The following is a 26079-nucleotide window of genomic DNA, read 5'->3' as shown; positions in this document are numbered from 1 at the left end:
GCTACAAAAAAATTTAGAGACGTAACACTACTACGTCTCTATAAAGGTTTTAGATGGAGATATCTTATCGATAATCTTGACTTTGAATGCTTTTTAAACGAGCAGCATCACGAATATTGTAGTCATTACGGGTAAAGCGATTTAGCTGCATTTCAAAGAAATCTCGATTGGCTTGTAAATGCTTGGGATTTTGGTCATCTAAAGGATATAAAAGTGCAGTTCGCAAAGCTTGAATTACCGCAGAAGTGACACAGTACATTGAGCGTTGAAAACTCACTCCTAACTGAATCAACATATCTTCTTCACCCCGGCAATGTTGGCTGTAATAATCAACAAGATATGGTGGCAAAAAATGCAACATATCTTGCATTAATAATGTCGGGGGAATACCAGCAGTACCCACTGGAAATACATCAGCGTAAAGAATACCATAGTGAAAGTCTTTCTGGTCTTCCGGTACTTGACGCGCTTGAGCATTATAAGATTTTGTTCCTCGGAAGGGTGCAGTGCGGTAGAAAACTGCTTCTACATAAGGTAATGCAGCTTCATATAGCCACATGAAACCCTTAGATTTGGGAATGATTTCGTAGCATTCACCACGAATATAAACGTGATGGTAAATGGGACGACCTGCGATCGCAAATATACCATTAACTAAGAAGCTCATCGCCTCTGGGACACTGCTAATGGTACCTTCGTCATAGCGATCGGACATTTCAAAGAATACTGGGGCCATGATTTCCCAGAATAAGCCCAGGTTGGCGTAGTATGACATCTGGCGGCACTGTTCCAAAAACATATCTGGGAACAACTTGTACATTCCCAGCATTACCGGGTTGCCTTGGAAGTAAGCTTTAATTGCCCGGTCAGCGTTGGCTTTGTATTCTTCTGAATCTAGGTAAGGGTCAAATTGTCCACCCATACCTCTGTGCCACAACATCGCCCGCATACATGCTTCCGCAAATTCCATGTTAATACGATCGTGCAACAAGTGATGCAACAACTTCGGCATTTTAAAAGTTTCACCCTTCTCGATAAATGCCAAAAGTTCTGGATGTGCAGTAGCTTCACCGCGCCAAATTCGTAAATCGGCATCATCGCCAGCGTAATGATTATGCAGTTCTAAATACTCTTTGGGTAAGAAGTATTTAAACAACGGTAACGGGTTTAAAAATTCGCGTTCGGCAATATAAAGTAGGTCACGCCAGTAAAAATCCATCGGCACAGCATAAGCTTTATATAAACCGATGATTTGCATCAAATTTTCTGGAGTATCAGGTAACATTGCACCACCTGCTTCTAAGCGGTGAATTACTTCAGGAAATTCATGTTTGGAAGGAGGTAATTTAATTGCTGTTTTAATTGCTGTCATGGTAATGATATTTACTCAATTGCATAAACTTCTAGCGAATAGAATTCAAAAACTCTGCGCTACTTTGCGTTAAACTTTGCGTTCCTCTGCGTTTAAAAACTCTTAATTATTTACCACTTCAGAGATGACAGTTTTTTCCAACGAGGGAATTGCAGCCACCATTGTTGTAGTTGTGGATTCACTCCAACGTACTAACCAAGTGGGTTGTACTCCTAAAAAGATGATAAAAGCTGCCAAAATTAAAGCTGGTATTTTCTCAGACCAAAGGACTTTGGGATAGTAGGCGAAGTTATCCAGTCTGCCAAAACAGGTGCGGTTAAGGAGGATGAGAAAATAAACTGCGGTTAATCCACTAGCGACTACACACAAAATTGTCGGAATGGGAAAGATAGAGAAACTACCTTGAAAGACGATAAATTCGGCGATGAATCCTGTTAAGCCGGGAATACCTGCACTAGCCATTCCACTTAAAACTAGTAAAGCGCTAATTAAGGGTAAACCGCGGATGGGACTCATTAAACCATTGAGTTTATCTAACTCGCGTGTACCGACTTTGGCTTCTACAACTCCTACCAAGTGGAAGAGAATCGCCAGGATGATGCCGTGACTAAACATTTGGGCGACTGCACCCACGAGTGCTAAAGGAGTACTGGCGGCACCAGCCAGCAAGATATAGCCCATGTGGCCAACGGAACTGTATGCTACCATGCGCTTGATATCTTTTTGAGCGATCGCAATTACCGCCCCATAAATAGCGCTGATTGCTCCCCAAATTGCTAAAGTCGGTGCAATAATACTCCAAGCATGGGGAAACATACCCAACCCAAATCGCAGCAGTCCATAAGTTCCTAGCTTTGCTAACACGCCACCGAGAAGAATAGCAATTGGTGCTGAAGCCTCAACATAAGCATCGGGTAGCCAAGTATGGAAGGGAACTAAGGGAATTTTAATGCCAAAACCTAACACTATTCCTGCTAGTAAAAGGATTTGCTTTGTTGTTGACAGATTTTCTGTTGAGACTGCATCAAAAGCAAAATTGGTAGAACCACTCAGCCACACCATACCCAAGAATGTCGCCAGAATTAATGCTCCCGAAACAGCAGTATAAATCAGGAATTTAATCCCAGCATAACCCCGTTTTGCCCCTCCCCAAATGGAAATTAGTAAGTAGAAGGGGATTAATTCTAGTTCGTAGAATAGGAAGAATAGCAGCAAATTTTCTGCTAAGAAAGCACCTGCAACTCCTCCACTAACTAACAAAATCATGGAGTAGAATAGCCGGGGACGTTCAGTTTCTTTACTACTGCTGTAAATAGCAATCCACGTGAGCAGGCTATTTAACACCAACATCAAGATAGAAAGCCCATCAACACCTAATTGATAGTTTAAACCGAGGGTTTCATTCCAAGGCAAATACTCTTGAAATTGCATTCCTGGATTGCTGATATCAAATTTTAGTAGGATAAACAGGTTCCAGAAGAGAACTACTCCCGAAAAGATTAATGCTATTAAACGAATGCGATAATTAGGAATATTTACAGGTAATATTGCTATAAAAATAGCAGTGAAAATTGGAAGCCAAATCAAAACACTTAACATTTTTGTCCTTTGTCCTTTGTCCTTTGTCCTTTGTCCTTGGGTTAAGAGAATAGTCCGTTGGGTTGAGCGATGGCGTAACCTAACAAAGTCTCAATAATGTTGGGTTTTGTTCCTCAACCCAACTTACGTCTTCGTCCTTTGTCTTTTGTCCTTTGTCACTTGTCGTTTGTCATTTGTATGAGTACTAATGACCAGTGACTAATGACTAATGACCAATGACTAATGACAAAAGATCTAACCTACTAGACTGATTTTGCCAGTATCTAAATCGTAATAACTGCCGACTATTTTCAGCTTTTCTGCTTTGATTAACTCAGATAAAACTGACGATGATTTCAATTTTTTAATTTGTGCCAAAATATTTGCTTTACAAGCATTTTCTAACTTATCTCCTGATTGATCTTTTGAGCCTTCTACACTTGGTTTAATTGCTTCCAGCAAACTTCCAATTTGTCCAGGTACTGGATCACCTTTAATCGCCGCTTGTACTGCACCACATCTTTCATGTCCGACTACCATGATGACTTTGGTACCTAATACTAAGCTGCCAAATTCTAGGCTACCAATTTCTTCTGGTGTGGCTATATTACCAGCTACGCGGCAAACAAATAAATCTCCAAGTCCTTGGTCAAAAACAATCTCTGAAGGCACTCGTGAATCTGCACAGCCTAGAATCGAAGCAAAGGGCTTTTGTCCTTTAGCAACTTCGACTAAACGTGAATGGGTTTGGTGAGGATTGCGACGTTTTGCTTTGACAAATCTTTCATTACCCTTTAATAATTCTTGCAATGCTTTATCGGGAGTAATATCATCTTCCGCTGGGGGGTTTTCGGCTGCAAGTAAGTTTGAACCAAGCCCAGCTGTCAATACACCTGTACCGATCGCACCTGCACCAAACTTGAATAAACTTCTTCTGGAAAGATTGATCTGCGGATGTTGTCTGCTCATGGAATTATCCTCACAATATTAAACTGTTAACTTTATAGTCAGATAGCTACTGCTACCCAAGTGTCGAAATTTGAAAAATTAAATTTAAAAACTGTACTCCCCAAAATGGCCAAGTTACCCACATTCCTAAAAGACTCACTCCTAAAAGGACGGTGAAGGCATAAAACTGGGTTTGTCCAGAAGTACTGTATTTCAATCCTTCGCTACCCAATAGGGAAAATAAACCGACAAAATTCACAATGCCATCGACTACAAAGCGGTCAATCATATCGGCAAGTTGAGAAATTTGAGCAACGGCGAAAATAATCGTCATCCGATAGATGTTGGGGGTGTAAAAATCGTATGCGATTAAGTCTTGTAGACCTTTCCAAGGCAAACGAATCGGTTTAGGAATATTGCTGAAATAAATTAGACCCGTGATACCGCAACCGAAAATACTCGACCAATTTAAAAGTAGTGCGACATCTTTATTTAGGCTTGCCCAATCTGGTAAAAGTGATAAGTTTTGCAAGATGAAAGGAAGATTGAGACTAAAACCAAGTAAAATCATCATTGGCAGAATCATCGGCCAGTGAGTTTCAGGCGATCGCTCGGTCATTTGTCTAGGTTTACCACCAAAAAGTAAAGCGAATTCTCTCATTAAACTCACGGCTGTCAAAGCATTTACCGCGATTATTACTCCCACTAACCAAGGTTGGGTTTCCCATAATCCATCTGCTAATTCCATCAGTGCCCAAAAGCTACCCAATGGTGGAAAACCAATTAACCCCAAACTGCCGACGATAAAGGCGATTCCAGAAATTGGGCGGCGTTTCCACAGTCCGCCAAGTTGGGTTACGTCTTGGGTGATGCTATTCCAGATAATTCCGCCAGTACTCATAACTAATAGTGCTGCGGATATGGCGTGGGTAAGGACTAACAAGAGTGCTGCTTCGTCTTGTTGCACTCCCACAGCGATGAATACTAAACCCATGTATGCGCTGACAGAATAGGATTGACAGCGTTTCATATCGATTTGAGCGATCGCAATTAAAGAAGCACCAACGGCTGTCACCGCACCAATCGCAACCATCGCCGAGGAAGCTATGGGCGAGATGGTTAACACAGGTTGCAATTTAATCAGCACCCATGCACCACTAGCTACTACTACCGAGTTCCGCAAAATCGTACTAGGAACAGGGCCCTCCATCGCTTCATCTAACCATAAATGCAGGGGAAATTGGGCGCATTTACCCATCGGCCCAGCAATTAAAGCTAAACTTACCAGTGCCATAGTTGTCGGGTTGACGTTCGCAGTAGCCGCCCATTCAGCTAATTCTGTATAATTCCAAGTTCCAGCTAAAGGCCATAATGCCAACACGCCGATTAGCAAGAATAAGTCTCCCACCCGTTTGGTTAAGAAAGCGTCTCTTGCACCTGAAACTACCAATGGCTGACTAAACCATAAGCCAACTAGTAGGTAGGTTCCTAACGTTAGAACTTCCAAAATTACATAGCTGAAAAACAAGTTATTACACAAAGCAAGGGCACATAATCCGGCTTCAAATAATCCCAACAAAGAATAAAAGCGTCCCCAACCCCAATCCATTTCCATGTAGCCGATCGCATAAATCTGCGCCAGCAAATTCAAGCCAGTAATCACAACCAAAGCGCTGACAGTGACTGAGGATATATCCAAAGCAATAGTCAGGTCTAAACCAGCGGTAGATAACCAAGGAATAAATACTGCTTGGGCTGGATAATTCCAAGTTGCTTGTAAGGCGATCGCACTATGCACAAACGCCAAAAATGTCATTACCAAGTTTACATAACCCGCCGGTCTTGGCCCCGTTTTCCGAATGATCCCTGGCGACCAAGGCACGGCTAACAAGCCACCTATTAAGGCATAGCACGGAACTAGCCAAACAGTCTCAAGTAGAAACTGAGCCATCAACTCACCTCTCTAATTGTCATCAAAAATTATGAGTTTTAAATCAACTGGCGTTGATCCCTGTTAACCCAGCGATGTCTACGACAGACTACGCCTATGAGATAAGGCAAATTTATATTTGCTTAATTTTGTTAGAAATAGCTTACCGTTATATCAAGCAAAAAGGAATTACTTTGTTAAATAAATTTGAGATAACAACTCTAATTATTTCTTATATATATAGTGGACTATTCAAGCAAGGAATAATAAGTATTTATTCTTATCTATGTATTGAGTAAGAGATGAATCAATAGTTATCATTAGTTTTTTCAATTGATATAAATGACAAGAGACGCTATTGATTGCGTCTCGATAAATCGACTAACTGTAGTTTATATTTTGGTAATTTTGTCAACCTGCCAGTGAGAGATAGTAATGACAGGTGGCGAGACAAGTTGACTAATGGGGGCGGGTTTCATGTCCCGGTAGTCCAAGAGTTGGACTAGGATGAGGTAGGCGATCGCTAAAATGACCGAAATCGCACCTGTAAGAATAGCAATTATTTTTGAACGTTCCATTAGTATTTCCTGTAATGCAATTTATTGTGCAGTGCCTATATCCACATAATAGACTCGGCTATAGTTTCTGGGCGTGAGCGAACCGCAGTTTAGCACATAAAATATTAATAATCTGAAAGCGACATTGAGCTATTGCCATGACAACGAAACAAGCTATCTTTGACGCTATTGAACAACTGCCAGAGCAACATCTAAAAGACGTTTTGCAGTATGTTCAACAACTTGCAGGTACCCAAAAATCACCAGCATCCAACCTAGCCAACCAAAGCAGCGATCCCCTTGCAGATTTCATTGGTGCAGTATCTCACGGTTCTCTAGCTACCAACTTAGACGACGAATTTTATGGTGGATAAGCTTTTTATTGATATATGGGGCTGGCTCACGCTCCATGACAAAAGTGAACGTTATCACCAAGAAGCCATAGAAGCTTATCAATATGCGAGCGCTCAAAATGGACAAATTTATACAACAGATTATGTCCTTGACGAGACGATTACTTTCTTTTTTCGACGACTCCCAGCACTTCTAGCAGACCAATCCATGAAAGTGCTGCTGTCGGCCTTTTCAGCCAATAACTTTTATTTAATTCGCATTACTGAAGAACGCTTTTCCCTAACTGAGGCATTCCGTTCTAAGTTTATCGATAAACCTCTAATTTCTTTTACTGATCTGACCTCAATGGTTGTCATGCAAGAATTTGGTATTACAACGATCCTCACCGAAGATGCTCACTTCACCCATGTAGGTATGGGCTTTCAGCTAGTTCCCTAGTTTGGATATTAGGGACTGAACAGCACTCTTAAGAATTAAGACGCGATCGCTAAAATTCGCACTTGTAAACTGTTATAGAATTTTGAGTAGGAATTAAATTGCAAAACTGAAGTGAACGCAAGTCCCCAAGAAGCCACGGAAGCTTACCATGCATAGACGCTGCATCGGTGAGGGGGTCGCAGTCTTCTCCCTTGGCGTTAGCCTCTCCCTTTGGGAGAAGGGGAGACGCTAAGAGCGATGGCGGTTCCCGTCGTTAGCGCAGCGTTAGCGAGTCCTCGAGCGTCTTGCGTTAGCGTAGCGTTAGCGACGTAAGAGCGTCACCCCCGAACCCGTTGGTGCAGCCTCTCGTAGAGAAGGGCTTGTCATCAGACATCGCTCAAAATAGACAATTTGATGTAGCTATGAAAATAGCGATCATCAGATGGTCTGACATTACGTATTTTGGCTTCCAAGCTATAGGACTATGATTTTATTGCGTGAAAAAACTCGCCCTCAACTCGAAAAGCCTTCAGCCCTATTCCGTACTCCCTACTCCCTACTCCCCATTACCCCTTATCCCCAGAGGGGGCCCCACCATCCCCAGCTACATAGATAATTTCACCCAATCAAATATGATTCCTATATCATGAGATGAGTTTAGAGTAATTATCAAATTTGATTTAACAATGCTAAAAACATTTAAGGCTTGGTTGAGGGGAAGCCGTTTAGAGTGGATTGATGAAGTACCTAAATTCGGAGATCAACAAATCCAAGTCCACGTTACATTTCTTGAAAACGAACCAGCCCTAGAAGCAAAGTCACGCGGGCGTAGAATGGCTGAAATATTGAACAATCTCGCTAAAAGTCAAACTCTAAACGTTGACCCAGTTGCGTGGCAAAGGGAAATCCGTCAAGATCGTTCACTTCCAGGACGATGAAAGGTGCTTCTTGATAGCAACATCATTATCTACTCTGCTCAACCAGAGTACGCCCAATTGAGAGAGTTAATTGCTGAGTATGCACCTGCGGTATCAGCACTTAGTTACCTTGAAGTCTTAGGCTATCATCTGCTTACAGAACCACAACGCCAGTATTTCGAGGAGTTTTTTCAAGTTGCTCAGGTTCTACCGATATCTCAAAATGTGTTAAATGAAGCGGTAATCCTACGACAACAAAGGCGAATGACTTTAGGAGATGCCATTATTGCCGGAACTGCTTTGGTACACAGATTAACTTTAATAACGAGAAACATAGATGATTTCCGTTGGATTGCCCAACTTGAGCTGCTAAATCCGTTTGAGACTGATCAACCCGGAGCAGTCTAATATCGTGTCCGGTTAAAGACTTATCATTTAGACCGCAGTTCTTGCAGGGGGAAGTACACTTCGCGCACGCCATGCGAACGAAGTTTCACTTTTGAGTGCATAAGTCCTGGTTATGTAGATAATCTCATAGTGAAAGGGCGGTAATCAGTGGCTGTAGTTCAACATTGACCTTCTGAGGCTCAATATTGACCTTCTAAAGCTCGACGTTGACCTTCTGAGCTTCAACGTTGACCTTTTGAGCCTCGAAGTTGCGCCTTTTATCCTCGAAGTTGCACCTTTGAGCCTCGAAGTTGCGCCTTTGAGCCTCGACGTTGACCTTCTGAGACTCAACGATGACCTTTTGAGCCTCGAAATTGCGCCTTTGAACCTCGAAGTTGCACCTTTGAAGCTCAACTAACAAATATATCTAACCATTCCTGAATTTACAGGGGTGAGTGTATAGTAAAATTTGCTCACCTCTGTAAAGTGGAACATAGCTTTAGACTTCTCCGGTCAAAATCTCCGAGAACGCAACTTCAAAGGACAAGACCTTGCGGGTGCAAACTTTAGTTATACCGACATCCGAGGGGCAAACTTCACCAACGCTAACCTCAAAGGTGTAAAAAATTTTATTTTTACTTTCTCGTAGTATTTACAAGTTAAGTCATTTAATAGTAATCTTTTAGTGTCACAGGACTTACGTATTGATAGAAATACCAAATAATAGATGGTTTGAAAAACCATATCTGTCGTAGGGGTAAAGCGCATTGTTAAACCCCTATAGCGCGTGTTTATTTACTATCCAAGAATAATTAATCAAAGCTTAAAACAACCTATTTTGGTAAATTCATACCATGATTAGTTTGTACAGTGCGTAAGTTCTATGTGAATATTTATGCCAAGGTGTCTTGATTTGATGAATATGATGAACTTTAAAATCCAAGGCTTTTTTACGACGTTAATAATTGGTACTGTGTCAGCATTGACCATTTTAGACGCTATCTCTCAAAAGGTGAACGCCGAACCTACGCCTTCTTGTAATAATGCAACCATAACAGGTAGCTATGGAATCAACTTCACTGGAACCTTCCTAGAAACGCCTCTAGCTGAAGTTGGTTTCTACAAGTTTAATGGAACGGGAAATTTTCAAGGAACAGTTACTCAGAGCACTAACGGTACTGTATCTACAAACAAGGCAGTGTCAGGACTCTATAGTGTTAAACAAGATTGTACGGTGCTGGTATATGGTGATGGTTCTTTAAGCGGTATTATTGTTGATGGAGGCAAAGAAATCTTTCTTATCCAAACTGATACAGGTTCAGTAATTACTGGTACTTTAAAAAAAGTAAACTGATTTAATCCATCTGTCCCAACGCTTGGAAATGAATAGACATCTCCAGAAATTAAATATGTGTTATCTAGAACCATTGTAGAGACGTAGCAATGCTACGTCTCTACATTCTTTTTCACTCCTATGTCTAATAAATTATTGCCTGCGATTTTTAAGTTCTCGTGAGTTCGACCTAACTCAGCCCGAATTCTCCCTGCTATTCTTGCGGCTTCTGGGTCTAAAGGTATAATAATAAACTGACTAAAAAAACGTTGCAATATTTCTAAATTTCTCTCCTGTTGGGCACTACGGTAAGCACCATAGTACAGTTCTAATTGGGTTATTGTAGAAACTAAAATATCTTCTGGTTGTTGGGATGCCAGTCGAGTTGTTACCGCAGGACTACTATTATTTATTAAGCGGATACAGACATTAGAATCGAGCAGATAAATCAAAATAGCGGCTCCCTAGTTTCGTATTCTCCCTGTTCTGCCCGTTCTAGCGGTTTTCCTACCCAACCACCAATTACCTCTTCAAAAAACCCAGGCATCCAGCCCCGTTGTTGTGGTGTAACTCTTTGAATTGTTACCGTAACTTCAATTTCTGTATCTGGCATTTCTACTGGGATATCTAAATGTAAAATACCATCTTTACCCACATGCGACCGGATTTTTATACTATCCATCGTATTTTTATCCTAATAAAAGCTTAGTAGCAATAAGTTGGTATCGACAAGATAAGTCACTTAAATATCTTCCGATTCCTCATCATCGTATATTCCTGCCCGACTTAAAGCATACTCTGATAGTAAGGGCGTATCTCTCCTATGGCTCTCTGCCCATTCCCGAAAAGCTGTTATCCACTCAAGAGCCGTTGCAGTTTTGTAAAATGGTTGCTCCTCTTTTGATTTCATCAACCGCTCAAGCAATGCATCTAAATGTGGCTTAACCACTTCAGCAGGAAGCTTAGTTACGTTTGCTAACACTTGCACAACGCCTTCTAACTCTTCGCTGTGAACCTCTGAGGGTAATGGTAGTATTTGATTATTATTGTTGACCACGCTCGTAGCTCTCCAAAAATAATATCGTATCTACTTTCTTCATTCTCAGGTAGTTTTGGAATGTAGAGTTGAATTTTTCCAAAATGTCTTTAACTGAAGAAATTCTTTCCCAATTACCCGGCGATGTTTTAGCAGGATTACGCCAAGGCGATCGCATCTTAACATCTGTGCGTGAAAACTCCGCACCAGTACCAACCTTAGTTAAAGAAAGTCAACAGCCTTTAGGCGTTGTAGATTTCGATGTGCTAATCTGCGGTGGCACTTTGGGCATTTTAATTGGTTGCGCCTTGGCGGTGAAGGGGTTGCGGGTGGCGTTGCTAGAACGGGGTATTTTGCGGGGAAGGGAACAAGAATGGAATATTTCTCGCAAAGAATTAGATGTATTTGTGGAATTGAACTTGTTAACAGAGGAAGAATTAGCAAGTGCGATCGCGACTCAATATAACCCAGCACGAGTTAGTTTTGCTGGCGGTACAGAAGTTTGGGTAGAGGATGTTTTGAATATCGGCGTAGATCCAGTTTATCTACTAGCTACCTTGAAAACCCGATTTCTCACCGCAGGTGGAAAGTTGTTAGAAAACACACTTTTTAGCGAAGCAGTGGTTCATCCCGACGGGGTGATGGTAAATAATCAATTCAAAACTCGCTTATTAATCGACGCGATGGGACATTTTTCACCCATCACCCAACAAGCACGCCAAGGCAAAAAACCAGATGCTTTATGCTTGGTTGTGGGAAGTTGCGCCCAAGGTTTTCCAGAAAATAACTCAGGCGATTTATTATTATCATTTACATCTTTGCAAAATCAATGCCAGTACTTCTGGGAAGCCTTTCCAGCCAGGGATGGGAGAACCACTTACTTGTTTACCTACATGGATGCACATCCCCAACGCTTGAGTTTAGAAGCTCTATTTGAGGAATATCTGCGTCTTTTACCAGAATATCAGGGAGTGGAATTGAGCAAGCTGAAATTTCAACGGGCACTATTTGGTTTCTTTCCCACTTATCGCCAAAGTCCGCTAAAAACCCCTTGGAATCGCATTCTCCCAGCCGGAGATAGCAGTGGTAGTCAATCTCCTTTAAGTTTTGGTGGTTTTGGGGCAATGGTGCGTCACCTGAAGCGTTTAACTTATGGCATTTCCGAAGCCCTGGAAACAGAACAATTATCTGCAAAAGCGTTAACACTGCTGCAACCTTATCAGCCAAGTTTGACTGTTACTTGGTTGTTTCAAAGGGCGATGAGTGTTGGTGTAAATCAGAAAATTGCCTCAGATCAAATTAACCAATTACTCTCAGCAGTATTTCAAGAAATGCAACAGTTGGGTACACCAGTGCTAAAACCATTTTTACAAGATATAGTGCAGTTTTCAGCACTAACGCAAACACTGTTAAAAACTGGTTTATATCATCCTCTATTAGTTGTCAAGATAATTCCGCAAGTAGGTTTGGCAAGTTTGTTAGATTGGATGTTACATTACAGTAATTTAGGTGTTTACACTGCCTTGCTTTTGCTAAGTCCAATGCTAGAAACATGGATTAAGAATCAACCGAACGAACAACAATATTATTGGCATCGTTTGATTGATGCTTGGAAGTATGGTTCTGGTGGTGATTACTCAGATAAAACTTAGAATAATATCGGTGTGAGGATAACATGATTGAACGGAAATCTTCAGGAATCAAATACTTTGCAGTGCTGATTGGATTCCTGCGCGATCGCCAAGAATTCCTAGAGGAAATTCGCCAAGGTACGAGATTACCAAACAAAATTATTTCTTTGCTAGTTTGCAGTTCCTTATTTATTGCTGCTTATGGCGGAATCATTGGTGCATACCATAGTTGGATGCAAGCTATATCTTCCGCCATTAAACTCCCGGCTCTTTATTTAATCACACTTTTGATTTGTATCCCGACGTTGTTCTTTGCTAACATTATTTTTGGTTCCAAGCGAACTTTTGCCCAGCATTTAGCATTAGTTTTAACTGCGGTTTCAGTTACGAGTGTACTTTTATTTAGCTTTGCCCCAATCACACTGTTTTTCTTGATTACTACCAATAATTACCAATTTCTAATTTTGTTAAATGTCTTTATCTTTGCCATCACTGGATTTATTGGTGTTTCGTCTTTATATCAAGCCACGAGTTTAGTTTTAGAACAAGATAATGAAGGTAGTAAGACACGCCAGAAAATTTTACAATTTTGGCTATTTCTTTACGCTTTCGTAGGCAGTCAGTTAGGATGGACTCTCAGACCATTTTTTGGCACACCGGGTTCTCTCTTTGAACTATTCCGCGAAAGAGAAGGTAATTTCTATTTAAGCGTCATTAAATCTATTAGCTATCTCTTGGGATTTCGTTAATTATTCATTAGTAATTCCACAAAAAACACAACCTATAAAAATATGCTAAAAAAGCAAAATCGCGGAATTCAACAGTTTGGTGTTTTGGTTAATTTACTGCGCGATCGCCAGTCATTTTTAGAAGAAATTCGTCAGGGAGTGCGATTACAAAATAAAATCACTTCTCTATTCGTATCTAGTTCCATTTTCTTTGCCCTTTATGGAGCAATTATCGGTGCATCCCACAGTTGGGGACAGGCATTATCTGGTGCTATTAAACTTCCGGTATTCTATTTAATCACACTGATTATTTGTTTCCCAACTTTGTTCTTTTTTAATGTTTTGTTTGGTTCTCGGAGCAGTATTTTACAGCATTTCGTTGTATTACTCACATCTGTATCAGTGATTAGCGTACTTTTATTTAGCTTGGCACCAGTTACGCTATTTTTTCTGATTACTACACCCGATTCTTATCAATTTTTTAAACTGCTGAATGTATTTATTTTTGGTATCACAGGCATATTTGGCGTGAAATTCCTTTATGAGGGAATGCAATTACTTTCTCAACAAGATGAAGTTGGCAAAAAAACCCGCACCACTATTTTAAGATCCTGGTTATTGCTTTATGCCTTTGTTGGTATGCAGTTAGGATGGTTTCTCAGACCATTTTTTGGGGCCCCTGACTCTAAATTTGAGTTGTTTCGGGCGGTGAAAGGCAATTTTTATTTAGATATTGTAGCCGCGATTTCCGAAATTTTAGGTTTGCGTTAATCTCAGAAAAAGATAATTAGTCTAGTTCCCAGTGACAACTTTCCTCGTTCCCAGGCAGGGCAGCAGCCTGGGAATGTATTCATTGAGTCTCTGACTCAATAGACCTCTTGCACAAATGCAAATGTCAAAGTCCCTTTCCCAAATGCTACAGTGTACACACAAGTCTGAAATAGCTAGATTAACCAGGGTTTTACCCCACCCTAACCCTGCCCTTGCAAAGAGGAGGGAACTGGATTTTCCGGTTTCCCCCCAATATTAATACATCGGGAAGCCAGTGCGTTGGGCGGGCAATGCCCGACTTGAAGCATCTGGCGTGGGATTAAGGGGGGTAATTCAACTTGTGTGTACACGGTAGCTTCCAAATGTGGGAGAGGGATTTAGGGTGAAAGCTCATTAATTCATGCAAGAAGTCTAATCTCTAAAAGCTTCTTCTACACTGACTTTCAGCTTCAGCTTAAGGGTCAACTTTGAGATATTCTTGTAATTGTTGGGTACGCAGCTTTGTGGTCTTTTCCAAACAACCAGAATAAATGCTAGAGGCAATACTTCCGCCCTCATATTTGCTTTTCTCAAACTCACAATTGGTATCTCGAAACTTGAGCCATGCTAGCTGTGCAGCAATCAATTTCTGTTTTCTAGACCTTTCTAATGTAGATACCAATTGTTGATAAACTTGATTTAGTTTTTTATCTGCATTCTGATAAGATAACTTCGTACATTCATTAATTGCTGCTTGAGTTTGAGGATTATTGCAGTTGAGCTTTTGAACTAAGCGCATCTCAGATACATCAGGCGTTGTGCCTGCTATTGTGATGGCGGAAGTATCTAAACTGCTGAGAGTTAGGATACTGGACAAAACTAGTAATAATTGACGCATAGCAAAATCTTTATTGTTAGGTAGAGAAATTTGATATTTTAGCTAGCCTCAAACTCAGAATCAAAGTAGGAAGTGGTATGCTCGACAAATAAGTATTATGGTTCGTTCTGGCTACCAGTACACTGCCGCGCTGGAGTTTTGGTTAAAAGAAGAAGACAGCAACTACATGAAATCGAAAGGGGAGTAAGCGATCGCAGGTATATATACTTATTGCATCTGTGAGGAAAAAGATCATGTTTTATTTAAGCAAATAAAATATGCATTTTTGTTAAAAGTATGATATCTGTGCCTAAAATATTTTTATTATACGTCAAATTCCGACAAAACTCTTGCGTTGATCGTTCAAATAACTGTATTCTTTATATTGTTGAAAATTGTTTTTTACAAAAGCAATAACAAAATGTCATTTCAGCACATCGGAAAAAACATTGCCTGGGCAAATCGATAAATGTCGATATAAAACCAAAATCTATGTATACCGTTGTCGCTGGCATTATGAGTAACAGGACTCACTCTCGAAATGAAAAATCAAATATTTTGTTTATGTGTGTAGTTTAACAAGGAATTCCAAATTTTTTCTATTCTCTATCTCTTACAGTTCATACCTAATTTGAACAGAGAAGAGTATTGGCTAAATTTTCAATCTTTTCATCTCTCTAATCGGGGCAAGAAATCTATTCTGTGCTGGCTGAGTTTGGGATTTCAAGCTCATTTTATCAACGAATCAAGACCAGGAAAATTATGACCTCTTTAGATCCTAATTTTTTTGACATCCCGGACAAAAGCCTAATCATCATCGACCCAGCCGTTGATGACTATAAAAAGCTAAATGGCAACAACTTGGAAGTCATCTTTAAAGACGTAGTAGATCCAGAAGTAAGAACGGTAACTTCGAAAGCAGAAAAACTGCTGAAAGCTCCACCAAAGGAATTATTAGCGCCTCCTGGTGATTTCAATCCTACATTACTACTATTTTTTGCATCTGTGACAGTACTCGTGTCATCTCATTGTGGTTATTGGCTTTGGCAATGGCCAGACTGGCTATGTTTTGGTTTTAACACTATTGCCTTGCATTGTGCTGGAACGGTAATTCATGATGCCTGTCACCAATCTGCCCACCGCAATCGAGTCATTAATGCCATATTAGGGCATGGTAGCGCCCTGATGCTAGGGTTCGTTTTCCCAGTGTTTACACGAGTACATTTGCAGCATCACGCTCATGTTAACCATCCCAAAGATGACCCAGATCATTTTGTTTCTACAGGTGGCCCGTTGTGGTTAATTGCATTTCGATTCTTGTCCCATGAGGTGTTTTTCTTTCGACGGCGACTGTGGCGCAAATATGAGCTATGGGAATGGTTAATTAGCCGCTTAATTGTTGTTGCAATTTTTTATATCTCGGTTCAATATCATTTTTTAATGTACGTTCTCAATTTTTGGGTTGTACCTTCTGGTATAGTGGGATTAATACTGGGATTATTTTTTGATTATTTGCCTCATCGTCCCTTTGTTGAACGCGATCGCTGGAAAAATGCTCGTGTATACCCAAGCCCAATTCTTAACATCCTGATTTTAGGTCAGAACTACCATTTAATTCATCATTTATGGACTTGTATTCCCTGGTACAAATATCAGTCTACGTACTATTTGATGAAGCCTTTGTTAGATGAAAAAGGCTGTTATCAAACTTCAGGGTTACTGCAAAAGAAAGACTTTTTAGAGTTTATTTACGATATCTTTGTAGGAATTCGCTTTTCTCATCAAAAAACTAAAAATCAAGATGAATCACAAAGTCGTAAATAAGCATTAATTCGTGAATTAGCCATTAGTTATTGGTCATTTGTAAATAACCAATGATATCAAGTCCGGTTAATGACTTATTATATCATGTTCGACTTAATACTTATGTCATTGCGAGCGTTCGCGCAGCGTCTTTGCTAGGAGAAGGGTAGCAATCCCAAAGGCAAGCGAATTGCTACCCTTCTCCTGACGGAGACGCACTCGCGTTCGGGAACGCCAAGGGCGAACATTCCACTTCTCTACGAGACGCTGCCGCGTAGCTTGCTTCTCCGTTCGCGGAGCGTTCCGTAGGAAAGGAGTACGTTGCATTCGCAATGACATATCGTAAGTGATTTGCCGAACTTGATATTAAACTTTATTTTTTGTAAATCAAAAAAACTGAACCAATCGGCCCAAGGTTTTCTACATAAGTTTTCTGGTTATAATACAATCCTGGAGACATACCTCCATCAAATAAAATCCCTTCTTGAATCTTACCTAAACAGTTGTTGTTAGCAATACCTTCCAAGACATTATCAAACATATCTGGCAATAACTCTTGATTAAGTTGAGATAATTCAATATCTGAATTAGCTTTCAAATCATTAACTAATAAGATTACATAGCCTTGATTAGTGATAGCTGCCAGAGAGCGATTAGTTGCATTTTTACAAGCAAATTCTCCCAAATCTTGACAAATATCTTTAAACTTACCCTGACGATAAAATCTGCCATTACCGCCCACTAAATTGTAATTGAGAATATTATTTGTTCTTCTGCCAGCTTGAATAGTAGCCTGTCGCTGCTGGGGTGTACCTCCTGATATCCCAAAGGAAGAACGTTTATTTTTAAATGCTCCTGAATACTCTACACCACGAGAAATATTTAAGCCTTGTGGTTTATCATCAGTATCTATATAGTCGGCATTAATTGCAGCAATGGGTAGCTGTCCGTTTAACTTGGCATTTTCATCAGCGATGAGTTCATGAAACTGTTTTGCTACATATTCTTTACGTAGTTTACCTCTACTATCTTTGGCGTAAAGTTTATGAGATAGACCAACATTAACTTTAAAATCTAATTCTGCTGATTTGGGATTAAAAATAATCACATTGTTAATACCTTTGGGATTTTTTTCTCCTTGATTATTGGTTTTAAAAAAATCAATACTGAACTTGGCATCTTTGCCAGGGCAACTTTTAGACGCTTTTGGGACTAAATTTGCCTCAATCTTTTGGCAACCTGATAATAAGCTTGCACTGATTATCAAGATAAATAATAAAAATAATTTTTTTGTAGACATAATAATATATAGGACTATGATTTGATTTTTGAAAAAACTCCGTACAACTCGAAAAGCCTTCAGCCCTACTCCCTACTCCCCAACTACGTAGATAATTTCAGAAATCAAATACGATTCCTATATAAAAAACCGCTACAGAATTACTATAGCGGGGAATAATTTAAAATTTCAGTCTGGAGTCAATCTCAGAACCAAAACTTAAGAAAACCATTCTAAGACAGCTTCTTCTTTGGTGTTAGTATTCCGAGATGGTGTCTCACGATTAAATTTCATCTGAATTGACCGGGTTTGCTCACCATCAGCAGCTACAGCCAAAATTGGGTAGTCAATTAAACCATCCTGGAAGGACATCTGGAAGCGGAATGTTCCATCTGGATTCAGCTTGATTGGACGGCCACCAATGGTTACAGTAGCATCGGGTTCAGTTGCACCGTAGACTATCAACTCAGCATCGGCAATTAACCAGAACTTGCGTGGACGCACTGGGACGGCAGAAGCCGAGAAGCCAACACCTGACATTCCTGCACCGGAAGCGGTTAAGCCAGACACGGTAGGAGTTGCCCACAGACCCACACCCGATGGGAAAATGTAAGAGCTGATGGCTTGTTCAGGACGCACTGCACCTTGTTGGGAGCCAAAGATAGAACCAGCAACTCGTTGTGCTTCGGCAGATTCCGCTAAACCAAATATTTCGTCGTAGATGGGGTTGCCGTTGCCATTTACCACAGCATTTCCATTGGCGGTAGCTGGAACCTTCTTCGCAGGGGGAACTAGTTCGTACTGAGTTTTGCTACGTAAATCTTCTTCAAAATTTACAGTAATGAAGACATCCTCAATCCAGTCAGAAGGATAAACGGGAGGAATGTGTACTTTACTAGAACGAGCTAGTACTAACCAGCGACCATCAGCAGCACGATAGCCGATATCGATTACATAATCGCGATCGCTAACTGGAACTGGTAGATACCATTCTCTAGCTAGCTCATCAGCAGGATATTCTTGAATGCTATGTGGGCTTTGGTATTCGATATCGATGTTGGTGACATCATAAATCCTTAGTGCCAGTTGTTGTCCGCCTTGGCGACGCAGTTCCTCTTTGTGTTCATTGGGAACATCCCAGTAAGTGTAAGCCCATTGAGGATCGCGCGGTAAAAGTACAATCCGGCTTTCACCATAGCCAGAGGGTAAATCTGCGAGTCCTTCATCAACATCAGCCAAAGATCCGCCAGTACGATCTTCCTGACCTAATTCAAACTTTGCAGCTTCCACGGTTTCTTGTGCCTCCAATGAACGAGATGGACTGAGTAAGTTTTTGCTACGCTGGACTTCTTGTATTGATGTCAGCAGTTGTGATTTACGCATTCTGCTATAGCGAGAGATGCTATATTCGCTAGCAACTTTGCGTAGTTGACGTAAGGTCATCTCCTCTAGTGGCGGGCGTTCTTTTGCCATTAATTTGGCCTCCAGTAGTTTAAGCGGTAAATGATTTCCCCTGGTTAAAGAATGCTATGTAAAATGTCATCCACTCCAGATGAATTTTTTATCCTGACTCCTGGTTTTGCCCAGTTTTTAAGTTTTTTAATCTGTTTTTAAATTGAGTCAATATCCTTTCAATTCCTTATGATGCCAAAATCAGCATTTCTTTGGGATCGGAGGATTTCTGTTTGTTAAGTATATATTAACCACTAAGCATATCTAGGGATCAAGGGGTATGAGGTGGGTTTTTTGGCTGTTTCACGAATTTATCAGCCCTTCTGGGATCTTATTGTCATGAAAACATGACAATAATCGCAGTCTACGTGTTTCTTAATGGCAACAATGTCAATTTTTTATAACATTACTCTCTGGGTCAGCCAAAAACCACAATTCTTGAAGAATTCAGAAGTCAGAATTCAGGAGTGGAGGCAAAGAAGCTCGGTTATGGTCAGAATTCAGATGTGACACTCTCTACGAGACGCTCTTGCGAGCTTGCTTCTCTGTAAGAGTACGAATACTCGCTAATGCTGCGCTATCCGCTCTTTTGTTCAAAATTCATTCTCAATTCTGGCGAGTGACACCTTTCTTCTGTTTCGTTAAAGCTCACGCCTTTCTCACTTATTATTATGTGAAATTAAGTCGCAAGATAGTGTGTACCCCACCATAGAAGAACTTAAGCTTGGCATATAAGTTTAGGGTTTAGGGAAATAGTTATGAATAAGGAAACAGTTCCTAGTCAAGCTGAAAAGTCTAATCCAGAAGGCGATGCATTACAATTAAGTCCAGAGGTACTGGACAAAATTAAACACCCTGCAAGAATAGACGATGTTATTCGAGAGCAATCACCAGCCGAACGTAGAAGTAACCCAGCTTTAGTACCAGAAATGATTGACGATCCAATTGATGATTGATTGGGTTTGCAAAACAGTAATTGAAAAGCTCAAATTCGCTACTTCTCTACAAAGTAGCGAATCTTGTTAATAATTCAGGAATTACACAAAATTATGAAATAACATAGACGCACTGCAAATGCGTCTTATTGGCGCAGCCTCTCCTAGAAAATACAAGCGGCTTGCCACAAAGTTCTTGCGTAAGTCTTAATATTGTGAAACTATATTTTGTAACTTGCTGATACAACTAACTAATTTGTCTCTAGCCTCACTCCAGAAAAAATTACTGGTACTAGTAACAATGATGACGCGATCGCCAAAATCAAAAAACAATCAGGAACCATCTAATCGTCGTTTGTGGCTCCTGCTTTTAGGACGTACCAGTTTGGCTCTGGGTGGGATTTTGCTAATTGGAATTATAGTTGGTGCTTGGTGGGCTAGAAACTATATATACAAAGATTTAGCACCATTAGTACAGCAAAATCTTGAGCAATTACTGGGGCGTCCAGTAAAAGTTGGCAACGTTGAACGTTTTTCGCTTTCTAGTCTGAGATTTAGCTCTCTATCGATACCAGCAACTACTAGCGATCGAGATCAGGTGGTAGCAAAAGCTTTAGAGGTGCAGTTCTCGCCGTTGCAACTCCTTCTTAGCCGAAAATTAGCATTAAATGTCACCTTAATTCAACCCAATGTCTACGTTCAACAAGATAAAGATGGTCGTTGGGTGACAGCCCAAGTTAAGGCTGGGGAAGGAAAAGGTTTTATTCAAACTGAGTTGCAGTCACTTCAAATTCAAGATGGCGATATAGAGTTGGTGCCATTCACTGCACCAACTAAACCAAAAGACTCAGTAATATTAGATCAAGTTGGTGGTATTGCCCGATTTTCAGATGGAAATCAAAGGATCGGTTATGACTTCAATACTCAATTCACTAGGGGAGGCGCTGTTAAAATCGTTGGCGAAACCCAACTAAAAGCTCAACAAACTAACGTCCAGCTTTCAGCCCAAAATTTACAAGCATCTGATATCACGAGATTAATTCAGTTACCGATCGCTCTACAAGCAGGGTATTTAAATGCTGACTTAGGAGTTCAGATTCCACCAAAACTTTCAGACATCGCAATTACGGGAACAGCTACAGCTAATCAAATTACCGCGAAAATTCAAAATATTCCTCAGCCGATTTCTAATTTTAATGGGAAATTTCTATTTCAGGGTCAGACAGTTACTTTAGATAATCTGAGTACGAACTTTGGCAAAGTTCCCATTCTGGCTAATGGAACAATTAATACTCAAACAGGTTTTAATGTCTCTGCTCAGATCAAACCAGTTACTGCGAAAAATATCTTAGATACCCTGAAAGTAAATTCGTCAGTCCCAGCTAGTGGCGAAATTCAAGCAAATATTCAAGTAGGCGGCGCACTTGAGCAACCAGTCGTCAGTGGTACAGTAAGTAACACCAAACCGATTCAAGTTGACCGCGTTCAATTTAATACCATCAACACTAATTTTCGCTTGAATGCATCTAAAACTGCATCTCAACTTGCTGTCTCCAATTTGAAAATAGTCCCCGCAGCTGGCGGTCAAATTACAGGCGGCGGTCAAGCTAATCTGGGAACCAAAGATGGGGTAATATTTAATGCTCAAGCTGATGGGATATCAGGAGATATACTAGCACGCACCTACGGCGTTACTCTCCCGATCACAGTTGGCAATGTTTCAGCAAAAGCTCAAATTTCTGGCTCACTTCGTAAACAGCCTTTGAAACTTGATGTTTCCAATGTTCAGATAACACCGCCAGCCGGAGGGAAAATCACAGCCAATGGTCAAATTCAACTCGCTCCTCAAGGTCAGGTAGGCGTAGATATTCAAGCTCAAGGTATCCCAGGAAATGCGATCGCTCAAGGTTACGGCATTTCCACTCCCATTAATGTTGGTGGTATATCTGCGAACGCTAAAGTTACTGGTTCTCTGGGTACACCGCTAAATGTCAATGTTTCTCGCGTTCAAGCAAATCCAGATGTGGGAGGGCAAGTCACAGCTAGCGGACGAGTTCAGCTTGCACCTCAAGGTAGGGTGGCGTTGAATGTGCAAGCAAAAAATATACCAGGAGATGCGATCGCTAAAGCCTACAATTCCTCACCCTCGATTGCCATTGGGAATGTCTCAGCAAATGCCGATATTTCCGGCACTCTGAGCAATCTGCAAACAGTAGCACGGGTACAAGCGCCTAGTGCCACCTATCCCACCAGCGGACGAGTTGTTGTTACCAAACAAGGAGAGAATATCGTCTTTCCCGATGCAGTTGTGAACGTCGCAGGCGGGACAATCAGAGCCAGAGGTGAAGTTGCACAACAACGCTGGCAAGGATCTGTCAAAACTTCTCAAATTCAACTCAACCGTTTTTCACCACAACTGCGAGGACGGCTGAATAGCAATATTCAGTTAGCAGGCACAACCCAATCTTTCCAGCTTGCAGATATTCGCGCCGCCGGACAAATCAGCCTTCCCCAAGGAGTAGCGCAACTGGCAAAACCGTTGACTGCACAATTTCAGTGGAATGGACAGCAGATTATAGTTGAAAACGCAGGTACCCCAGGATTGAGGGCTAATGGTGCGATCGCGATTCAGTCTCCCCCAACTGGCGCACCCCAAATTGCCGGATTTGATTTAAATGTACTGGCGCAGAATTTCAACTTACAAAATACTGGTTTTAAAGTTCCTGGGGATGTCGCAATAGCAGGGCGACTGGATTTTAATGGAAAAGTGACAGGAACTCCAGATGTCCCCCAAGCTAATGGGAATATCCGCCTGCGGAATTTCAATGTGAGCAACTTGGCATTTGACCCACTTTTAACCGGAAACGTGAACTTTCAAGGAGGACAAGGGGCAAGTCTGCGACTAGCTGGGAAACAAGATCGGATTGCACTTAACTTAGGTGCAGATTATCGTCCCACTTCATTTTTAGTTAAACGCGATGAGGCAGTTACTACAGGTAGAACTGAGGGAGATAACTTGCTCATCAACGCCCAACAGTTTCCCATCGCTCTAGTTGGCGGCTTTTTACCTAACAATCAATTGAAACCACTGGCAGGGCAATTATCGGGTAATTTAGTTGTTAATCTGAGTAATTATGCCATAGCGGGAGACGTGGCGATCGCCGGGCCTCGTGTTGCCAGAGTTGCAGCCGATGAATTTCGCGGCAGTATCAATTATGCTGATGGTACAGCTAGCTTGGCTAATGGTCAATTGCGGATTGGCGATAGCAACATCGCTCTCAGTGGCAATGTGCAAACTGGGAATGACCCGCAATTTCAATTCCAAGCTAATTTTGCCCAAGCCAAAATCCAGAGACTTTTACAAGCGTTTAATATCTTCGACTTTCAAGACCTTAATACCGGGTTGCAGCCTCCGAAGTTAGCCAAAGCAGAAGCACTTGAAACAGAGTCTGTCAGCTTGCCGAATGCAGATTTGAAAACACAATTAGCATACTTCTCGAATATTACAGCAGCCCTTGCAAAAGAACGGCAAGCTGAAACAAAACAAACCCCATCTTTACCCAGCCTTGCAGAATTAACAGGTGCTTTGAGCGGAGCAATTACAGCCAATGGCTCGTTAAAATCTGGGTTGAATGTCGGCTTTAATTTCCAAGGTGCTAACTGGCAATGGGGTGAATACTCCATTAATCAAGTTGTTGCTCAAGGTAGTTTCGCCGATGGTATCGTCACCCTTTCACCCTTGAGTGTGGGGATAAATCAAGGACTAGTGGCATTTTCAGGACAGTTAGGAACAGAGCAACTATCTGGAAAATTGAATGTAGCCAGTTTGCCCTTATCACTTTTAGAACCTTTTATCGAAAAATACCCCGTAGATATCACTGGTAATGTAAATGCTGATGCCACTTTAGCAGGTAGTTTGCAAGACCCCAGAGTTCAAGGGAAAGTGGCGCTAGCGAATGCGACCCTTAACAAACAACCCGTACAAACAGGAGAGGTGAACTTTGATTACAACAAAGCTCGCTTGAATTTTGATAGTACCTTACTAGTAACAGGAACGCAGCCAGTTGCCGTTACAGGTAGCGTTCCTGCACCGTTGCCTTTTACCAAAGTGCAACCGGATAGCAATCAAATCAGCATCAACGCCAATGTGCAAAATGAAGGATTGGCACTCTTAAATCTGTTGACCAATAATCAAGTCGCTTGGGTAGATGGTCAAGGAAAAGTAGATTTAAATGTTCAAGGTACTTTAACCGAACCAATTATCAACGGCAACGCCACACTTAATAATGCTACCTTTCGCGCTGAAGCCTTATCCGATCCTTTAACGAATGTCACAGGAACAGCACTATTTAATGGTAGTACGGTAAGTGTTGAAAATATCCAAGGTAATTACAATCAAGGGCAAGTAACTGTATCAGGCATCTTGCCAATTTTTGATGCTCAACAAGCCGCAGCTAATCCCCTGACAGTATCAATAGCAGACAAACTCAATTTTAAGCTTGCAGGACTGTATGAAGGTGGTGTTGGTGGCGATGTCGTGATTCGCGGCACAGCCTTAAAACCTGTAATTGGTGGAGAGATTCAGCTGAGTGATGGTCAGGTAATTATTGGCAACTCGCCTACTACTGCTAAAAAATCAGCAGCGACAGCAGAGGCTGATACTAAGGTGATAAATCTAGATAGACAACAGGTTAACTCTAACGTCACGCCGACAGCAGATAATAACCCTAACCCAGTGGTTACAGTGGATGGAAGCACTAACCCAGTGGCGACAACAGACGCAAGCACTCTTCCCGCAACTCCACCCAATTTACCTGTAGAGTTTGCAGATTTAAAGTTGATTTTAGACAAAGATATTCGGGTTACAACTCAGTCCTTTCTAAGCTTTGTACCAGGAGGAGCGGCATTAAGTCAGCCCCTATTGAAGTTTGACGCTAAAGGTGACTTGACCATTAATGGTACATTAGCCAAACCGCTTCCTGAAGGAGTCATTCGTTTGACAGGAGGACGACTAAGTTTATTTTCCACAGAGTTCACCTTGGCGCGGGGCTATGAACAAACTGCGCGGTTTACTCCAAGTCAAGGACTTGACCCAACTTTGGATGTCCGACTGACGGCAATTGTACCGGAAACATCAGCAAGGAACACTCAAACTTTGGAATCACCATTGTCTTCTGAAGTCAGCGATGTTTCTGTAAACAACTTTGGAACTTTACGTAGCGTTACCGTTCAAGCTAGGGTAGACGGGCCAGCTAGTAAATTGGGTGAGAATCTAGAACTGACGAGCGAACCTAGCCGTAGTAAGGGAGAAATAGTTGCTTTGCTGGGTGGCTCAATTCTGGGTTCTTTCGGTCAAGCAGATGCAGGCCAAGGGCTGACTAATTTCGCTAGTTCTACCATTTTAGGTAGTTTACAAGGAACTATCACTGCGATCGGACAGGCTGTTGGTTTCAGTGAATTTCGGATATTTCCGACTCCATCTATTAATAATGATGAATCAAAAACATCAAAAGCTTCAATTCTTAATTTATCAGCGGAAGGTGTGTTTGATATTAATAAAAATTTCTCTGCCTCTTTATCACGCGCTCTTTCTAGCGATGACTCTTTCCGTTTCAATGTCCTCTATCGAGTCAATGACGAAATTCTAATGCGAGGCTCAACTGATGTGGGGGATGACAATCAACTTCAAGTTGAGTATGAAACCCGATTTTAGATTGGTGCATTGGCATTGTTAGTCGAAACAATCGCATTGTCAGGCGAAACAATCGCATTGTCAGGCGAAACAATCGCATTGT

24 protein-coding genes and 1 pseudogene are annotated in these 26079 nt (G+C 41.2%); 13 read left to right on the top strand and 12 right to left on the bottom strand.

Annotation, left to right across the window (positions count from 1 at the left end):
• Positions 1 to 64: 64 nt before the first annotated feature.
• The 5 genes from RMY63_RS10630 to RMY63_RS10610 form a co-directional block, all read right to left on the bottom strand.
• Positions 65 to 1372 carry a CO2 hydration protein gene (locus tag RMY63_RS10630; RefSeq protein ID WP_322728666.1) on the bottom strand — a complete coding sequence of 436 codons (1308 nt, stop codon included), beginning with the start codon at positions 1370 to 1372 and terminating at the stop codon, positions 65 to 67.
• Between the two features lie 102 nt (positions 1373 to 1474).
• Positions 1475 to 2971, bottom strand: coding sequence for an NADH-quinone oxidoreductase subunit M (locus RMY63_RS10625; RefSeq protein WP_322728665.1), 1497 nt, complete (start codon positions 2969 to 2971; stop codon positions 1475 to 1477).
• A gap of 234 nt (positions 2972 to 3205) precedes the next feature.
• Positions 3206 to 3919, bottom strand: a complete 714-nt coding sequence (locus tag RMY63_RS10620) for a carbonic anhydrase (protein ID WP_322728664.1) — start codon at positions 3917 to 3919, stop codon at positions 3206 to 3208.
• Positions 3920 to 3971: 52 nt separating this feature from the next.
• Positions 3972 to 5849 carry an NAD(P)H-quinone oxidoreductase subunit F gene (locus RMY63_RS10615; protein WP_322728663.1) on the bottom strand — a complete coding sequence of 626 codons (1878 nt, stop codon included), beginning with the start codon at positions 5847 to 5849 and terminating at the stop codon, positions 3972 to 3974.
• 371 nt (positions 5850 to 6220) lie between these two features.
• Positions 6221 to 6406, bottom strand: coding sequence for a hypothetical protein (locus RMY63_RS10610; RefSeq protein ID WP_322728662.1), 186 nt, complete (start codon positions 6404 to 6406; stop codon positions 6221 to 6223).
• Between the two features lie 137 nt (positions 6407 to 6543).
• Between RMY63_RS10610 and RMY63_RS10605 the strand changes: the two genes are divergently transcribed.
• The 7 genes and pseudogenes from RMY63_RS10605 (at position 6544) to RMY63_RS10575 (ending at position 9814) form a co-directional block, all read left to right on the top strand.
• Positions 6544 to 6759 (top strand): hypothetical protein, encoded by a 216-nt coding sequence (locus RMY63_RS10605; RefSeq protein WP_322728661.1) that lies wholly within the window; start codon positions 6544 to 6546, stop codon positions 6757 to 6759.
• On the top strand, positions 6749 to 7177 hold the full coding sequence (locus RMY63_RS10600; protein ID WP_322728660.1) for a PIN domain-containing protein: 429 nt from the start codon (positions 6749 to 6751) through the stop codon (positions 7175 to 7177). Before RMY63_RS10605 ends, RMY63_RS10600 begins: the two co-directional genes overlap by 11 nt.
• 665 nt (positions 7178 to 7842) lie before the next feature.
• Positions 7843 to 8094: a hypothetical protein gene (locus RMY63_RS10595; protein ID WP_322728659.1), complete on the top strand. Its 252-nt coding sequence runs from the start codon at positions 7843 to 7845 to the stop codon at positions 8092 to 8094.
• Between the two features lie 3 nt (positions 8095 to 8097).
• A complete protein-coding gene (locus RMY63_RS10590; RefSeq protein WP_322728658.1) occupies positions 8098 to 8481 on the top strand; it encodes a type II toxin-antitoxin system VapC family toxin in 384 nt (127 codons plus the stop codon).
• 235 nt (positions 8482 to 8716) lie between these two features.
• Complete coding sequence (locus RMY63_RS10585) at positions 8717 to 8878, top strand: hypothetical protein (RefSeq protein WP_322728657.1); 162 nt, start codon at positions 8717 to 8719, stop codon at positions 8876 to 8878.
• 75 nt (positions 8879 to 8953) lie between these two features.
• Positions 8954 to 9079: pseudogene (locus RMY63_RS10580) on the top strand (pentapeptide repeat-containing protein); the annotation flags it as partial.
• Between the two features lie 276 nt (positions 9080 to 9355).
• Positions 9356 to 9814, top strand: coding sequence for a hypothetical protein (locus RMY63_RS10575; RefSeq protein WP_322728656.1), 459 nt, complete (start codon positions 9356 to 9358; stop codon positions 9812 to 9814).
• 92 nt (positions 9815 to 9906) lie between these two features.
• Here RMY63_RS10575 and RMY63_RS10570 read toward each other — a convergent pair whose 3' ends face one another.
• The 3 genes from RMY63_RS10570 to RMY63_RS10560 are packed head-to-tail and all read right to left on the bottom strand — an operon-like array spanning position 9907 to position 10850.
• Positions 9907 to 10245 (bottom strand): type II toxin-antitoxin system VapC family toxin, encoded by a 339-nt coding sequence (locus RMY63_RS10570; RefSeq protein ID WP_322728655.1) that lies wholly within the window; start codon positions 10243 to 10245, stop codon positions 9907 to 9909.
• A complete protein-coding gene (locus RMY63_RS10565) occupies positions 10242 to 10475 on the bottom strand; it encodes a hypothetical protein (protein ID WP_322691308.1) in 234 nt (77 codons plus the stop codon). Before RMY63_RS10565 ends, RMY63_RS10570 begins: the two co-directional genes overlap by 4 nt.
• 60 nt (positions 10476 to 10535) lie before the next feature.
• Complete coding sequence (locus RMY63_RS10560; RefSeq protein WP_322728654.1) at positions 10536 to 10850, bottom strand: hypothetical protein; 315 nt, start codon at positions 10848 to 10850, stop codon at positions 10536 to 10538.
• 83 nt (positions 10851 to 10933) lie between these two features.
• Here RMY63_RS10560 and RMY63_RS10555 point away from each other — a divergent pair, with 83 nt between their 5' ends.
• Genes RMY63_RS10555 through RMY63_RS10545 form a run of 3 tightly spaced genes read left to right on the top strand, consistent with a single transcriptional unit; the run spans position 10934 to position 13959 of the window.
• Complete coding sequence (locus RMY63_RS10555; protein ID WP_322728653.1) at positions 10934 to 12481, top strand: FAD-binding oxidoreductase; 1548 nt, start codon at positions 10934 to 10936, stop codon at positions 12479 to 12481.
• A gap of 23 nt (positions 12482 to 12504) precedes the next feature.
• On the top strand, positions 12505 to 13209 hold the full coding sequence (locus RMY63_RS10550; RefSeq protein WP_322728652.1) for an actin-binding WH2 domain-containing protein: 705 nt from the start codon (positions 12505 to 12507) through the stop codon (positions 13207 to 13209).
• A 42-nt stretch (positions 13210 to 13251) separates the two neighbouring features.
• A complete protein-coding gene (locus tag RMY63_RS10545) occupies positions 13252 to 13959 on the top strand; it encodes an actin-binding WH2 domain-containing protein (RefSeq protein ID WP_322728651.1) in 708 nt (235 codons plus the stop codon).
• A 454-nt stretch (positions 13960 to 14413) separates the two neighbouring features.
• On the opposite strand, the gene RMY63_RS10540 is transcribed toward RMY63_RS10545, so the two are convergent.
• Complete coding sequence (locus RMY63_RS10540) at positions 14414 to 14836, bottom strand: lysozyme inhibitor LprI family protein (RefSeq protein ID WP_322728650.1); 423 nt, start codon at positions 14834 to 14836, stop codon at positions 14414 to 14416.
• A gap of 741 nt (positions 14837 to 15577) precedes the next feature.
• On the opposite strand from RMY63_RS10540, the gene crtR reads away from it, so the two are divergent.
• Entirely contained in the window at positions 15578 to 16639 is a 1062-nt protein-coding gene (gene crtR, locus RMY63_RS10535; protein ID WP_322728649.1) for a beta-carotene hydroxylase, read from the top strand.
• Between the two features lie 105 nt (positions 16640 to 16744).
• Here the strand turns inward: crtR and RMY63_RS10530 are convergent, their stop codons facing one another.
• The 3 genes from RMY63_RS10530 to RMY63_RS10520 form a co-directional block, all read right to left on the bottom strand.
• The gene (locus tag RMY63_RS10530) at positions 16745 to 16957 is read right to left on the bottom strand and encodes a hypothetical protein (RefSeq protein WP_322728648.1); all 213 of its coding nucleotides are present in this window, start codon (positions 16955 to 16957) and stop codon (positions 16745 to 16747) included.
• 34 nt (positions 16958 to 16991) lie between these two features.
• A complete protein-coding gene (locus RMY63_RS10525) occupies positions 16992 to 17918 on the bottom strand; it encodes a phosphodiester glycosidase family protein (RefSeq protein WP_322728647.1) in 927 nt (308 codons plus the stop codon).
• A gap of 198 nt (positions 17919 to 18116) precedes the next feature.
• Positions 18117 to 19370: a DUF4912 domain-containing protein gene (locus RMY63_RS10520; protein ID WP_322728646.1), complete on the bottom strand. Its 1254-nt coding sequence runs from the start codon at positions 19368 to 19370 to the stop codon at positions 18117 to 18119.
• 737 nt (positions 19371 to 20107) lie between these two features.
• Here RMY63_RS10520 and RMY63_RS10515 point away from each other — a divergent pair.
• Together RMY63_RS10515 and RMY63_RS10510 are read left to right on the top strand one after the other, a co-directional pair.
• Positions 20108 to 20305, top strand: a complete 198-nt coding sequence (locus RMY63_RS10515; protein WP_322728645.1) for a hypothetical protein — start codon at positions 20108 to 20110, stop codon at positions 20303 to 20305.
• Positions 20306 to 20588: 283 nt separating this feature from the next.
• Positions 20589 to 25997, top strand: coding sequence for a translocation/assembly module TamB domain-containing protein (locus RMY63_RS10510; protein ID WP_416212505.1), 5409 nt, complete (start codon positions 20589 to 20591; stop codon positions 25995 to 25997).
• Positions 25998 to 26079 lie beyond the last annotated feature (82 nt).

The organism is Nostoc sp. ChiQUE01b (assembly GCF_034531255.1).
Lineage (GTDB): Bacteria > Cyanobacteriota > Cyanobacteriia > Cyanobacteriales > Nostocaceae > Nostoc.
This window is presented reverse-complemented; position numbering and strand designations above follow the sequence as displayed.